Below are 15224 nucleotides of genomic sequence, written 5' to 3'. Positions count from 1 at the left end.
TCCGATTAATATGCGTTTTTGTTGATAAATCCCTTGAAAAATGTCAGAAAAAGAATCTTAAAATCGAATCCCATCGTCCAGTTCTCGATGTAATACAGGTCGTGCTCGATCCGTTTTGTAATCGAGGTGTCTCCGCGATAACCGTTGACCTGTGCCCATCCGGTCATACCCGGCCGTACCTGGTGCTTGATCATGTAACGCGGGATCTCCTCACGAAATTTTTCCACAAAGAAAGGCCGTTCCGGTCTTGGCCCGACAAGACTCATGTCCCCCTTGAGCACGTTGAAGAACTGCGGCATCTCATCAATACTGGTTTTCCGGATAAACCGCCCAACCGCGGTGACTCTCGCATCGCCCTTGGTCGTCCACTCTTTCCGCTCTTTATCCGGTGCCTGCACCGTCATGGAACGGAATTTGTACATCTTGAACGGTTTGTTGTGAAGTCCCACTCTCTCCTGCTTGAAGATCAGCTCACCCGGAGAAGTCAGCTTCACGGCGATCGCCGCTCCGAGCATAAACGGAGAAAAGAGAATTATGGCCACAATGGCGCCGAAGATATCCACCGCGCGCTTCATCGACGCATTCAGCGGATCGGTCAGCGGCACATGGCGAATGTTGATCACCGGAAGTCCGTTCAGGTCTTCCATGTACGGTCTCGTCGGAATGAATTTGAAATAATCCGGTACGAATTTGGTGTGAACACCGGATTTCTCACAGGCCGCCACAATTCCCTCAAGGTTCGCGTACTCGCCGATTCCGAGGGTGATCGCGATCTCATCCAGTGTATTTAATTTCAGAATGTCAGAAAGATCCTCGATCTTACCGATGACACGGACACCTTTGTATTCGGTGCCCCAGTCTTCCCGGTCGTCCAGGATCCCTCGAATCTTATAGCCCCAGTCCGGATTGGCCGTCACGCGGTCGATGAAGCTTTCCGACGCGCGGCTGTATCCGACCAGCAGGATATGCTTCTGATTGTAGCCCTTCGTTCGCATGGAACGGAGGGCATACTTCAGACAGTTTCGCATGATCACTTCCGCGATGACGTTGATCACATAGAAATAGATCACCATCTTACGGGAGAAGTGATAGAAATACGGGTTTTTGCCGCCCAAAAACAGGATCAGCGCAATTCCGAAGATGCCGATCGTGTTGGCCTTCAGGATATTGGCCAGTTCGGCGCGGGCCGTCTGCACTCGCTTCGGAGCGTACAGCTGGAAAAATGCATTCAGCAGCAGAAATGCCGGCACGATGGCTATCCCCGTAAAGAGATAGACATCGGTCATGGCATTTCCTGCGGTAGATGAGCTGCCGATCACGATCAGCCATGCCAGCGCGTAGGAGAAAAGAATGACCACGCCGTCCAGCAGGACGTGAAGATGATTCAGCCGCTCCTGGTTGTCTTTAATCATGTTGTCTCACCGTTTCTTCCGGATTGTTTTAATTCGCTCCCGGTCCCTGCGCATCGTCAGAACCGCCCGGTCCGCTGTTAGAGGAATTGTCCGTCACAGAACCGCCCGGTCCGTTTTCAACCGGCCGCGCGGTCTGCGCCTCGGTCGTCTTTTCGGTTGGTTCCGTGTGCGAAGACTTGGTCGGAGCCTCAGACGTCTTCGCTGCGGTCGTATGATTGCCCGGGCCCTGCGCGTCGTCGTCCTCATCCTCCTCGTCAAGATCCTCCGGCGGATCGATGACATTGCCGCTCGAATCGGTCGGATAGACATGTTTTCCGCTCTCATCGGTCGCGAGGTACGGCTTACCCTTGGAATTGGTCGGGAGAACCGCGCTGCCGTCCGACTTGGTCGGATAGACAATATTGCCGTCCTCATCGGTCGGATAAATGATATTGCCCTCCGAATCGGTCTCCAGCTTTCCGGTCTTCTTCTCTTCCTCCTCCACGGCTTTCTTTGCCGGGTTCAGATCCTCCTCCACGATGTCTTCCTTCTTCTTGCTCGAAGAACCGTAGCCCATCAGCTGGCGGAAGCGCTGAGCGGTAATTCCCTTATCGGTCGGAACCGAATAGATCAGCTTCGCATTCTTGGTCAGACCGGTCGTCTCGGCGATATGCTCGCTGATCGAGGCAACCTTTTTGGAAACCTGATAGTTGTCCTTGCCGAACAGGAACTTGTGGAGATCCTGTACGTTATACTCCAGCGTCTGTGGGATAACGCAGTCCATCGTTCCGATATTCTTCTCACCTCTTGCCGCCGGGAATCCCTGGGTTCCGGCAATGGTGAACTTGTTGATGGAGCGCATCAACGGGATAATATCGGACGCCTCGATATTCGTCGCAAGCTGCGGGAATACCGTAACCATAATATTGTTCAGCTGCGCCCAGCTTGCCTTCTTTGCCTTCTCAAAGCACTTCTGAACAACGAGTCTCTGACGCTCGGTACGCGCATAGTCCGTATCACTGTAACGGATTCTGGCATATGCAACGGCCTGGATTCCGTCCAGATGAACGTGACCCGCATGAGTCAGCTGCGTGGTTCCCATCTTGGTTTCCTTAACGGTCTCCGTGATAAACGCATTGATCCAGGAGAACTCCGCCTCGCTCAGATCCACGTCAACGCCGCCAAGGATATTGATGACCTGCGCAACCGTTGACCAGTTAAATGTCGCATACTGGGTGATGTTCAGATCGAGGTTCTTGTTCAGCGCCTTGACCGCCTGCTCCGGACCGCCCATCGCATACGCCGCATTGAACTTGTTGTAGCTGTTCTTGTCCGAAATGTTCAGATAGGTATCGCGGAACAGGGATACGATACGGATCTCTCCGGTTTCCAGGTTTGCGCTGACGATCATGTTGACGTCGGAGTTGGTTCCCTTGCCGACATTCAGCTTTCCGCCTTCACTTCGGGAGTCGACGCCGAAGGCAACCATGTTGAAGTAGCCCTTCTGCATCTCCTCGACCTGCTCTTCGGTCAGATCCAGGTTGACAACCTTGCTCTCATCAAATTCCAGCTTCTGAAGCGATCCGAAGGTTCTCGAATACAGATACCATGCCGCCGCTCCGATCAGAAGGCTGAGAACAACGATCACTTCGATCACGATCAGCCATACTCTTCTCTTTTTCTTTTTCCGGCTGTGATAGCTGTAATCTCCCTTTTTCCGTCCGTTGCCGGCCGGTGAGGAACCGCCGGTCTTCCATGCCGGATTGCGTCCGGAACCTGCGGAATGGCTGCCGGTTTCGTAACCGCGGCCGTTTCCTGCGCCCGTACTTCCGCTTCGGCCCGAGCCGTAAGAGGAAGATCCGCTCCGATATCCGTTCGAACCGTATCCGCTTCCGGTCCCGTAGCTTTTGCCGGAAGATCCGGATCTGCCGCGGGAATCCGAACCGTAGGAATACCGGGAACTTCCCGACATGCGGTCCGTAGACTCCGAAATTCTTCTTCTCTCCTGTCTGCGGGCGCGCATGCGCTGCAGCTCGTCGTCATCATAATTCATGCGTTATGTTTCCCTTCCACGCCATCGGCATCCGCTTTTCCGCGAAAAGCATTTTCCAGATGGCGTACTGCAAACTCATAAGTGTAGAGAACCGCTCCGTAGATCAGTTCCGCTTCGATCATGAGATAGTTTTTCAGGTGCTCCGGAAGACAGGGAACCTTCCGGCATTTTTTCGCGGTACGGAACCCTTCCCATACCCCGCTGAGGAATTCTCTGCCGAATCCTCTCTTTTTAAAAAATGCATACTTCACGCACATTCCCGCAAAGATCGGCAATGCGTTCAGCAACAGCTGCGGAAGCGGCATGTTTTTGACGTTCAGATAGATATTGTTTCTCGCGGCAAGCTTTACCTTGAACGGATTGTATTTCGATCCGCTGGTACCGCTGCCGACGTGAAGAACCTTGGCCGCCGGGCAGTAGATATTTTCATATCCGTAGATCCGGGCGCGGTAACCCACATCGAGGTCTTCGAGATAGGCAAAATGCATCTCGTCGAAGTATCCGATCTCCTCGAACACCTTTCTCCGGTAGATCGCCGCACCGGCACAGGCCGAGAACACTCTCGCCGGTCTCCGGTACTTCTTCACGCTCCGGCCGACGCCTCTCTGATAAGCCCATCCGAAGACAGAATACATATCGCCGGCGTCGTCCATAAGATCCGGGTGATACATCTGAATCATCCGGCTGCTGACGGAAAAGATCCGCTCGCTCTTCGAGATCGCGCGCACCAGTTCGGCAACGTAATACGGATCCGCCTTGATATCATTGTTGAGAAGGATCACATACGGCGTGTCCGCCGCTTTGATGCCCACATTCACCGCGCCGGAAAATCCGGTATTCTCCGGGAGAAGAATCGCCCGGAATCCCGGAAAAGGACTGTCCTCTCCGGCCCACATTTTCTCATGTTCCCTCAGCCACTCCGCGCTTCCGTCCGTCGAGCCGTTGTCTACGATCAGAAGACGAAACGCCTTGTACGTCTGTCTTTCCAGTGTCCGCAGGCACGGCTCCATGAAATGAAGTCCGTTGTAGTTTGGAATAACGATGGTTGTTGTATACTGCATTGTCCCGTCTCTCAATATGGTCGGAAATCCTGTCAGATCTCCAGTTTATAAGGTTCCCCTATCTTCTCCTTCTTCAGATCCCGCAGAGAGAAGTCTGATTTGCGAAGCGTCAGATTCGGATTGTAGAACGGATCTCCGTCCCGGAGAATCTCCGGCCAGCGCTCCGAGAAAATCCGGATCTCGCGGTTAAACCGCGCCACCTTCTCCGGCGTGTCCTCCAGGCCTCTGGATTTTGACTCGTAGTGATGGAGAAGCGCATAGGGTGCGTAAGCCACCAGATAACCGGCCTTCCGCACTTTCATGCAATAATCGATGTCATTGAATGCGACCGCCAGTTTCTCAGTGAATCCGCCGATCTCATCAAAGACTCTCCGCTTGCTCATCATGCACGCCGCCGTCACGGCGCTGTAATCCTGTCCGCTCATGGCGCGGTGGAAATAGCTGTTCTCCGACTTGTGAAGGCCGATAAAAGTGTGGCCCGCGATGCCGCCGAAGCCGACGACCACGCCCGCGTGCTGAATCGTATTGTCCTCGTAGAGGAGTCTTGCGCCGACGGCGCCGACATCCTCCCGCTGACAGAACTGCAGCATTTCCTCGATAAAGTTCTCTGCGATCAGCTCGGTGTCATTGTTCAGGAACAGGAGATATTCGCCCTTCGCGAAGGTCACGCCGAAATTGTTAATGGCGGAATAGTTGAACTCCCGCTCCCACTTTACCACATGCACGCAGGAAAATTCTTTCTGAATCTTCTCGTAGTAATCCCAGGTCTCCTTCTCGGTGCTGTTGTTCTCGATCACGATGAACTCCACATTCCGGTAGGTTCCTCTCTCGAGAATAGCTCTCATGCAGAGGTCCAGATCGGCCGTGTGATCCTTGTTCGGGATGATCACGGATACCAGCGGATCGCCGGTGATCTTCGGAACCGTGTGGTAAATGCCGAAGTCCACGCCCTTTTCGACCTTGCCGTGAGCAATGCCGCAGCGGTCATAGTGCGCCTCGATCGCCCGCGCGCCGGCCGTGAAGGCATACATCTTGCTCTCCGGGTTGCTCGCGGTGGAATCCTTGTGGCAGCGCCAGTGGTAGAGCACCTTCGGGATGTGACGGATCTCCTTTGCCTGCTCGCTGCAGCGGAAGATGAAATCGTAATCCTGAGCGCCGTCATACTCCTCGCGGAAACCTCCGGCATTTCGCTGAAGCGCTGTCTTTACGCAGAGCAGATGGCAGATGTAATTCACGCTGCACAGAAGATCCGGATTGAAATCCGGCTTGAAATGCGGGTCAAACAGCGCACCGCCGTCCATGTCCAGCTTGTCTTCATCCGAATAGAACATATCGCACTCCGGATGCTCATTGATCAGCTTCGCACATTCGTAGAGCGCATTCGGCGTCACGGTATCGTCGTGGTCCGCCAGAATGATGTAATCGCCCTTTGCCAGTTCAAGCGCCGCGTTGGTGTTGCCGGCAATACCGCGGTTCTCTCCGAGAACGGTATAGCGGAACCGGCTGTCCTTCCGGGCATACTCCCGGAGAACATTCTCCACGCTCTCACCCGCCGGGCTTCCGTCCGCAATGCAGACCTCGAAGTGATCGTAGGTCTGGTCGCGCAGCGAGTCCAGCATCTCGATAAGATACTTCTTCGGCGTCTTGTATACCGGAATCACCACGGAAAACAGCGGTCGGATCTTCCACTCCGCCTTCCGCTGCGCTTCGAGTTCTTCAGTAGTCGGCCGGGTCAGTTCATACCACTCCGGGTAATCATAATCGCTGTCGATTCCGGCCAGTTTGTGTCTGGATTTCTGAATCAGCGCGCGAATGCCGTTTTCCTTCGCATAATCCAGGCAGACCTTCACCGTCTCCATGTTGATGAGATCCATGATACGGCGCATCTTCTTGTGCGCAACGCTGGATCTCTTCCGTATCAGTTCTTCATTGTATTTGATTCTTGTTCTGCGCTTTCCGTCGGTGATGACCAGATAATAATCTCTTCCTCTCTCATAAGGGAAGCGGATATCAAATCCAAGTTCTTTTTCCACGGCTTCGCCGAAATAGATCTCCGCCACATCATCGCGGCGCGTGCGCACAAACTTGTGATCGATCGGCTCGTGGTCCGCATCTTCCACCTGATAGCGGATCTCTTCCGACGGATCACGGCCGATGGCCCATCCGTTGAGCTCGATCTCATTTTCACGGATGCGCACTACATCAACATTATATTTCATCTAACCTCTCCGGTCTTCTTATCGTTTTTTTCGAAACACACACCGTTTTCCGTTCGATGCCGGTGCGTTCCACCGGCATTGTCAGCCGTTCTGTACGGATTTCTCCGTCTTTTCCGGTGTTCCGAGTTCCAGCTTTCTCCCGGCGACCCCGTGGGACGGATCCGCCGGCGCATCGCCGAAATTGATCCTCTCCTCTTCCACGACAAGCGGTCTCTTCATCACTCTCGAATTGATAGAGAGAATGTATTCTCCCACCAGTCCGATGAAGAACAGCTGCACACTTCCGAGGAAAAGCATGCCGAGCAGCATCGGCGCCATGCCGGCCGGAAAATCATTCCAGTGAGTCAGCTTGAGGATCAGGTAAATGAACGCGATCAGCATGCTGATGGCCGCGCAGACGCTGCCAAAAATCGTCGCAATCCGAAGTCCGACCTTTGTGTAGCTGGTCACGGACAGCATCGCCGCATCATACAGGCGATAGAAATTATTGTGCGTCACACCGGCCCGGCGCTCCGGCTGAATATACGGAATCTCTTTTCTCCGGTATCCCAGTTCCGCCACAATGCCGCGCAGGAACGGAGTCGGGTCCTCCAGTGTGCGGAGAACATTGATGAAATCCCGGTCATAGAGACCGGAACCGGTAAAATGCTCTATCTGTTCCACGTCGGAGAGTTTCCGGATCATCTTGTAATAGCAGCTGCGCAGGAAGTACATGACCGGATTCTCTTTGCTTCCGACTTTGATTCCGATGACGATCTTATATCCCTGTTCCCACTCGTGAACATATTTCGGGATCATTTCCACCGGATCCTGGAAATCGGCCACCATACTGATGACGCAGTCGCCGGTACACTGCAGCATACCGTAATACGGAGAATTGAACTGACCGAAATTGCGGGCATTCAGAATCGCCTTGATATGGTAATTTTCGGTGCACAGCTCTTTCAGAATCGGTCTTGTTCTGTCCGAGGAATCGTTGTCGATAAAGACAAGCTCGTAATCGTATGCCGGGCAGTCCCTTGTGATGGTCCCGATCACGGCCTCGGCGATGGGCCGAACGTTCTCCTCCTCGTTATAGCATGGTATCAGAACACTGATTTTCTTCACTGTAATAACTCCTCTTACGATATCTTTGAATAACCATTTTTACAGACCGGATCTCCGAACCGGGAACACTCTTTTTCGCAGTCTTTCATGCGTTCCTGTGTCCTGACCGGCCTTCCCTGATTATCTTCCTAATCCTAACGCGGTCGGCAGACACATTCAACATAAGATTTTCTTACTGTCAGCGCCTGCCGAGTATGCGGCGGATGCCCTCTTCGAAATGAATCGCCGGTTCCCAGCCGAGAACCTCACGCATTTTTGTAATATCCGGATCCAGATTGACGACTCCCTCCGCATTGTACGGATGAATGCCGAACACTGCCGTTCCGCTTCCGACCGCGTCACGGAGCATTTTAACAAAATTCTTAAGCTCGCCGGTCTCATCCATCGGACCGCCGAGATTGTAGACACAGCCGTGTTCCGCAAGACTTCCCTCATACTCACACAGATCCGCGATCGCTCTGCCGCAGTCATCGATATAGAGGAAATTCCATGTCTGTGTACAGGAAGTCATTTCCATCAGATCATCTGCCCGGAACTTGTCGATGCAGCCGGAGATCAGCGACCACGGGTGGTCTCCCGGTCCATAGGTGCTGAAAATGCGGGCGTGTGCGTAATCCATCCCCAGTTCCTCGCAGAGAGCCGGCGCATGTTCTCTCACATAGAGCTTCTGCTCGCCGTATGGGGATTTCGGACTGCACTCGGTCTCCTCGGTGATCCTCTCCTCATGAAGACCGTACTCCGCCTGGCTTCCCGTAAAGACAAATCTTCTGCAGCCCATTTTTCCTGCCGCCCGAACCGCATCCATCGCGATCTCCGCACTCTTTTTCTGAATCTCCGGATCTTTTCGGGAATCACTTCCCGCTCCGAGCCATCCCATATGAAGGAATACATCCACCGGCTCCCGGACGAGTTCCGGCAGACCGGAGACTTTCGTCAGATCGAGTTCGAGGATCGTCAGTTTCTCAGGAAATTCCCCGTCGACACGGAGAAGATCCCTCTTTGCGGATCCCTCTCTCAGGATGGCGGTCACCTCGTGACCTCTGCGGAGGAGTTCTTTTACTGCGGCGATTCCGACAAAGCTCGTCGCGCCTGTTGCTGCAATTCTCATGTATCTCTGTAACCTCTTTACTGCTGTTTTGTTCACGGTCTAACCCGTGCTGTCTGCGGTTTTTCCGCCGTAATCCGCTCCGGCATGTAGCCCGGGGAATGCCGCCGGTATCCGGTTTATTCTTCGCCGTTCCGGCGGTCTGTTCCCCGCGGTCTGTCCCCGCAGTTACTTGCGGATTCTCGGGATGATCATGATCTCATCCATCTCTTCTTCCGGAAGGAACGGTGCCAGATCCTCCAGCGGCGCGCTCATCATCGAGCCGTCCGGAAGCTTCTTGGAGGATGCCTTCGGCTCAAAGTTCTGGTCGATGGTGACGAAGACTTCACAGAAGGCCGGTCCCTCGATTGCAAGGAATTCTCTGGTCTTCTCCTCAATCTCCGCGTTGTTGTGGATCGCGACATACGGGAAGCCGTACGCCGGCGCAAGCTTCGACATGTCCGGGAAGGTCACGTCATTGGAATCATTGCCGATTCCGACCAGCGGCTCCCCGAAGAAATTCTTCTGGGTCTGACGGATGGAGTGATAACCCTGATTGTTGATCATAAAGATCTTGATCGGAAGATGATAGCCGATCACCGTCTGAAGTTCCTGAAGATTCATCTGCAGGGAGCCGTCACCGGTGATCAGGATGACATCTTTCGTGTGATCCGCAATGCAGCAGCCGATGGATGCCGGAAGTCCGTAACCCATGGATGCCATACCGGAGTTGGAGATAAACCGCTGTCCCTTCTTCAGGACATTTCCGTGTCCGCAGACAACATTGGCGGAGCCGTTGCCGACCACCACGATCTGGTCTTCTTCCAGCAGAGAACTCATCACATGCGCAAATGCGTACACATTCGCCTCGTGATCATTTCCGCCGTTCATATGCTTCTCGGTGACAACCGGATATTTCTTTTTCCACTCCTGGCAGGTCCGGAGCCATTTGTCCTGCGCATCTTTCTTTGCGCCGAAAAGGATGCTGTCCCCTTCTTCCGTGAGAATCTCATCCATCACGGTCAGAAGATCCTTTACATCCGCGTGCACCGGCATATCCACATGAAGGGTCGGCTTCTTCAGCTCTTCCGCATCGATATCGTTGCAGATGACATACGCCGCTCTCGCCCAGGTCTCAAAGCGGTAGCCGACCTGGCGGAAGCTCAGACGGCTTCCGAGAGACAGAACCAGATCACTGTTCTGGATGGCAAAGTTGCCCGGACGGTCGCCGACATTTCCGCCTTTTCCGATGGAAAGCGGATGCTCATCCCAGATGCAGTCGATGGAATCGGCGCCGGTCACCACCGGGATGCCGAGCTTATCCACAACCTTCATGAAAATGTCGTGCGCGCCGGCGATGCGGATCCCGTTGCCGGCATTGATCACCGGGCGTTCGGAAGAACGGATCCGGTCGATCACGGCCTTCGCCTGCTCTCTGGTCACCTTCGGCGCAAACTTCTCGCGGTACTCTCCGTGACCGGCAAAGTCTTCCGCCCTCTCATGACCGCTCGGAGCGCTCCATCCGGTGCCGCCCGCCTTGTAATCCTCCGCATCGAAACCGATCAGATCATCGGTTTCAATGATGGATGCCTGAACATTCAGCGGAATGTCGAGCCAGCACGGACCCGGTCTTCCGTTCATGGCAAGGAAGAACATCTTCTCCATGCAGAAACGGATCCGCATCGGATCAATGATCATCTCGGCATATTTGGTCATACGGTCAACGGACTTGACGATATCGTATTCCTGATCTCCCATCGCGCGGAGATGAAGATTGGTGGACATGGAACTGGTGTCATAGCGAACCTGTCCGGAAAAGATCATCATCGGGATCGAATCCACAAAACCTCCGGCAACGCCGTTCAGCGCGTTGATTCCTCCCGGTCCGGTCGTCACGCAGACTGCGGCAATTCTGTTGTGAATTCTCGCATACGCCTCTGCCGCCATCGCGCAGGCCTGTTCGTGATGGTTGTAGGTGCAGTGAAGCCCCTTCTGATGGCCAAGCGCATCGTTTAAGTGCATGGCACCGCCGCCGGTGATGGTAAAGCATTCGGTAATTCCCATCTCTGTCAGTTTCTGTGACAGGTAATTCGCAAGTTTGATTTTCATGAAATATCCTCCTCATATACAACCGGAATGGCGTATATGTTGCAATTCATGGTTCGTTTTTTGTCAGTATCGTCCTTATGCGTGATAGCGGGAATCGGTGACAAATTCCACCGTCATCCGGTCCGCGAGATCCGCCAGAACGGAATCCACATAGCGGTTGGTGCGCAGGGACTTCTCGATATCTCTCTTTTCACGCTCATTGCGGTAATCCATTCCCGCATTGAAATAGTTCTTTCCGTCTTCGCTGTAGCCGTCAAAGCCCGCGCAGAAAACTTTCTTCACGCCGCATTTCGCCAGAACGCGCAACAGCATGACAAAGGAGTTGTCGACGATCTCCGCCGAGCGGTCGATCCATGTCGAATAATTGAGTGTGTAATCGAAATGTCCGCTCATCTTCGTGACGTTGGAGGTCGCGATCACACGGAAATTCTCCTTGCTCTCCCGGTTTTCCTCCTGCATTTCCGCCAGTGAAGTGTTCAGCATCATGTACCGCTTGGAGTTGCTGATGAAGATGCAGTTTGCCTTCACATGAAGCGGCAGATAGTTGATGGAAATGATCTCCGGATGATGCTCGCTGACAAATGCGTCCACACGGTCTTTCTGGTTTTCCACATTCCGGCCAGGTCCGATGAGGAGAATGTCCCTGTCCTTCCAGTATTCCGTGAGTTCCGCCAGCGCCTGATCGTCGCTGCAGTCGTGGCCCTGATACTCCTGATAGAGATTCTCCATATAATCCTTGTCATAGAGAAGCTTCTTTTCGCCCTGAAGCATCTGCAGGAGCTCGTTGATCTGGCTCAGGGAGAGAGTCTGCTTCTCCATGAGCTGCTTGACGTAATTCGGGTGGCACTGATTGGAAGCCGCGATGTAGAAGAACAGCTTGTATCCCCATGGCGTCCGGTTGAAAAACGGCATGATATTCAGGTCGATGGTCTCCATCAGCTGGGACATGCCGTAATTCTTGCCCATGTTGGTATCCATGTACATGGCCATCAGCTCGATCGGAAGATTGCCCGCGCTCTTTCCCATGCCGTAGAGCGACGCGTCCACATTGACCGAATGGGACGCCGGCGCCTTCAGCACCTGAATGCTGTTGCTGTACGCCATCTGGAAATTGTTGTGCGAGTGATAGCCGATCATGATTCCCGGCTTCAGGTTGTAATCAATCAGCGAAAAATAATGCAGCACGTGATCTTCATGCATCAGTCCGTAAGTATCCACCATCGACATGGCATACGGCTCGATGTCATTGACCAGATCCACCAGGTCCAGAAGTTCCCGGTCGTTGTAGCTGGTGATGGAGACCGCATTGGCAAACACCTTATAACCCAGCGCTTTCAGCTTCGCGCAGAATTCGATCGCGCCCTTCATCTTCGCCTTCTTGAAAATGACGCGGATACCGTCAAGGCAGGTGTCCTTCTGCGGCTGGATCCGATCGATCGCGCAGGTGCCGTAGTCGATCATCGCAACCACCATGCTGTTTCCCGGATCGAGTTTGGAAAATGTCTTATTCAGGCTTTCCGTGTCCGGAAAGATCGTGCGGTTCGGGTCATAGACTCTCCGGTCGTCAAGAAAGCCGACCTCAATGATGTCCACGCCGGCACCGACAAGGCGTTCAAAAATGTTTACGATATTCTCTTTTCCGAATTCCCAGTCATTCACATATCCGCCGTCGCGGAGCGTGCAGTCCAGAAGCTTTCGTTCTCTCACTTTCAAATCCTTCTTTCGTCATTCCATACTGTCGGGACAAAGTCCGCAGGCGGACTTCGCTCCCACTTCCTCATCCCTGATGTGAGTCCGCGGACTTTGTCTCCATCTCCTCATCCCTGAGGGAAGATCGCGGACTTCGTCTCCATCTCCTCATCCCTGAGAAGAATTCCGCTTATCCCAGAAGATAATTCCGGATCTCGTCCGTGTCCTTCGCGCAGAAGACCGGCCCCGCGCTCTCCCATTCCTCGATGGTATCCGGTCCGAATCCGTAGAGGACGGCCAGAAAATCCGCTCCGGCCGCATGCGCGCCCTCCGCGTCATAAAGCGTATCGCCGATCTCCACGGCCTCCGCTGCCGGAATTCCGAACGCCTCCAGGCAGTTGCGGATCCGGGATTCCTTCGATCCCATTCCGGTTATGTCCGTACCGCAGATATGGTCGATCAACGGCGCAATGCCGCAGTTTCCGAGCACTCTTCTTGCCTGCTCATCCGGTTTCAGCGTCGCGACGCCGATCCGGATCCCCCGGTCGCGGAGAGCCCGGAGAAGATTCATCATTCCCGGATACTGGTCCGTCTTCAGTGCATCGCCGCCGATATAGGCTTCCTGGAAGAAATGATGTGCCCTCACGGCCTCATCATCGTCCACTCCCCAGACACGCCTGACCGAATCCCGAATTGGCGGTCCGATGAACGTCCGGAGAACGCCGGGATCCGGTTCCGGATATCCCATCTTCTCCGCCATATAGAGGACACTGGAGAATACGCCGCGGGACGTATTTAACAGTGTTCCGTCCAGATCAAAAATAACTGCCCGGTATTGTTTTGCCTTTATCATCTGATTATCCTGTTTCTGTATCTCAAACGGTATTGTCTGTACATCTCGGATGCCGTCTGAAGCCCGCATTCTCTTTTGGGCACAGTACGACACCATAAAGGATAGTTTATCACGTTCCATACCTTTTGTACAGAAACAAAGTCCGCACCAGAGCGGCGGCATAAGGACAGGCAGTCCCCGAAGGAACTGCCCGTCTGCTCAGAATATACATTTATAATATATATTTATACATTTTCCATTCAGCGCTTTTCCCCCAGCAAAAGACCGGGGCTGCTTTTCTGCATCCTCTGTCTCCGCCATGCGCCGCAATCGGGATTGCCGGAAGCTCAGCTCATTCTTCCGGTCTTTGCATAATTTTTCAAAATGACGTATTTCGGAACGCCGTCCTCATAACGGCACCGCTCCTCGCCCTGGATCAGCGGAAGAAGGTAATCGATCATCTCCTTCTTCACGCCGTTTCCGGCTTCATTGATCCACTTCTGCGGAACCTTCTTCTCACGGTTTGCCACCTCGGTGATCGGCGTTTCCGTGTAAATGACGCTGTACTCCTCTCCCGGCTCCCGCTTCAGGGACGACATCCGTCCCGATCCGCCCCGGAGTGCGATCTTCACGGCATTGCTGCCGAGTTTTCTGGACTCTTCAATGTCCGTTGCACTCAGAAGGTGACCCGCGCATCGCTGGAGAAGATTGAGTTCGATGGAACGGACCTTGCATCCGATGTGTTCCTTGACCGCCTCCTCAAGAACCTTTCCCGCACCGGAGGTAATGCTGTGTCCAAATGCATCCAGATACTGATGCTGGGTTCCGAGTTCGGAGATGAATTTCCCGTTCCCGTCGTGGATTCCCTCGCTGACCGCCACAATGATTCCCTGATTTGTCTCCAGCTTTTCGCGGATATCGCCGATCATCCGTTCAATCGAGAACGGTCTCTCCTCCAGATAGATCAGATACGGAACACCGCCGTTTCGACCTTCCGCCAGCGCCGCGGCCGCAGTCAGCCAGCCGGCATTGCGTCCCATCATCTCGACAATGATGACATACGGGGTATCATAAACCTGAATCTCCCGCTCCAGTTCCGCACAGGAAGTCGCAATGTATTTTGCCGCACTTCCGAAGCCCGGGCAGTGATCAATGCCGTAAAGGTCGTTGTCGATGGTCTTCGGAGCGCCGACCACCGTAATATCATCGACGCCGTGGGCCTTCATGTACGCGGAAAGTTTCCACACGGTATCCATGGAATCATTTCCGCCGATATATACAAAATATGCAATGGAAAACCGGTGGAAAATATCGATAATTTTCTGAAACTCGGAAGGATCCTCTTTCGGATCTTTCAGCTTGTAACGGCAGGAACCGAGTGCCGCACTCGGAGTCGTGCTCAGCTGATCGAGAATTTTCTCATTGCTTCCGATTTTGGTCAGGTCGATGAATTTCTCCTCCAGCACTCCCTGAATACCGTAATCGGCACCGAAGATCCGGTCGACCTTATCACTCCATACCGCCGCCTCGATAATACCGGCAAGGGTCGCATTGATGGCTGCCGTCGGGCCGCCGGACTGTGCTACAAGCAGATTTTTCATATATCGTATCCTCCTACAGCTGAACATAATGGAAAAAACCTGAAATGTCATGGGATTGTAAAAAGAAATTTCCATGAC

10 protein-coding genes are annotated in these 15224 nt (G+C 53.6%); all 10 read right to left on the bottom strand.

The features are described from left to right. Positions 1–5 precede the first annotated feature (5 nt). Positions 6–1412 (bottom strand): undecaprenyl-phosphate glucose phosphotransferase, encoded by a 1407-nt coding sequence (locus tag BR86_RS0108910; protein ID WP_031473169.1) that lies wholly within the window; start codon positions 1410–1412, stop codon positions 6–8. A gap of 28 nt (positions 1413–1440) precedes the next feature. Beyond that, on the bottom strand, positions 1441–3444 hold the full coding sequence (locus BR86_RS0108905) for an LCP family glycopolymer transferase (protein ID WP_051684703.1): 2004 nt from the start codon (positions 3442–3444) through the stop codon (positions 1441–1443). Next, complete coding sequence (locus BR86_RS0108900) at positions 3441–4505, bottom strand: glycosyltransferase family 2 protein (protein ID WP_031473166.1); 1065 nt, start codon at positions 4503–4505, stop codon at positions 3441–3443. The genes BR86_RS0108905 and BR86_RS0108900 overlap by 4 nt, the downstream gene beginning before the upstream one ends. 32 nt (positions 4506–4537) lie before the next feature. Continuing rightward, complete coding sequence (locus BR86_RS0108895) at positions 4538–6724, bottom strand: glycosyltransferase family 2 protein (protein ID WP_031473164.1); 2187 nt, start codon at positions 6722–6724, stop codon at positions 4538–4540. An 81-nt stretch (positions 6725–6805) separates the two neighbouring features. Continuing rightward, on the bottom strand, positions 6806–7831 hold the full coding sequence (locus BR86_RS0108890) for a glycosyltransferase family 2 protein (protein ID WP_081844205.1): 1026 nt from the start codon (positions 7829–7831) through the stop codon (positions 6806–6808). A 178-nt stretch (positions 7832–8009) separates the two neighbouring features. Further along, positions 8010–8939: an NAD-dependent epimerase/dehydratase family protein gene (locus tag BR86_RS0108885; RefSeq protein WP_031473160.1), complete on the bottom strand. Its 930-nt coding sequence runs from the start codon at positions 8937–8939 to the stop codon at positions 8010–8012. Between the two features lie 165 nt (positions 8940–9104). Then, positions 9105–11024, bottom strand: coding sequence for a thiamine pyrophosphate-binding protein (locus BR86_RS0108880; protein ID WP_031473159.1), 1920 nt, complete (start codon positions 11022–11024; stop codon positions 9105–9107). 75 nt (positions 11025–11099) lie between these two features. Beyond that, a complete protein-coding gene (locus BR86_RS0108875) occupies positions 11100–12731 on the bottom strand; it encodes an aldolase catalytic domain-containing protein (RefSeq protein ID WP_031473157.1) in 1632 nt (543 codons plus the stop codon). 172 nt (positions 12732–12903) lie between these two features. Next, the gene (locus BR86_RS0108870; protein ID WP_038288383.1) at positions 12904–13566 is read right to left on the bottom strand and encodes an HAD family hydrolase; all 663 of its coding nucleotides are present in this window, start codon (positions 13564–13566) and stop codon (positions 12904–12906) included. A 326-nt stretch (positions 13567–13892) separates the two neighbouring features. Then, positions 13893–15146, bottom strand: a complete 1254-nt coding sequence (locus BR86_RS0108865) for a 6-phosphofructokinase (RefSeq protein ID WP_031473153.1) — start codon at positions 15144–15146, stop codon at positions 13893–13895. Positions 15147–15224: the final 78 nt, after the last annotated feature.

It is taken from the genome of [Clostridium] aminophilum DSM 10710, assembly GCF_000711825.1.
In the GTDB taxonomy this organism is placed as follows: domain Bacteria; phylum Bacillota; class Clostridia; order Lachnospirales; family Lachnospiraceae; genus Clostridium_R; species Clostridium_R aminophilum.
Note: the sequence above shows the minus strand (reverse complement) of the source record. Positions and strands in the feature narration are given on the sequence as shown.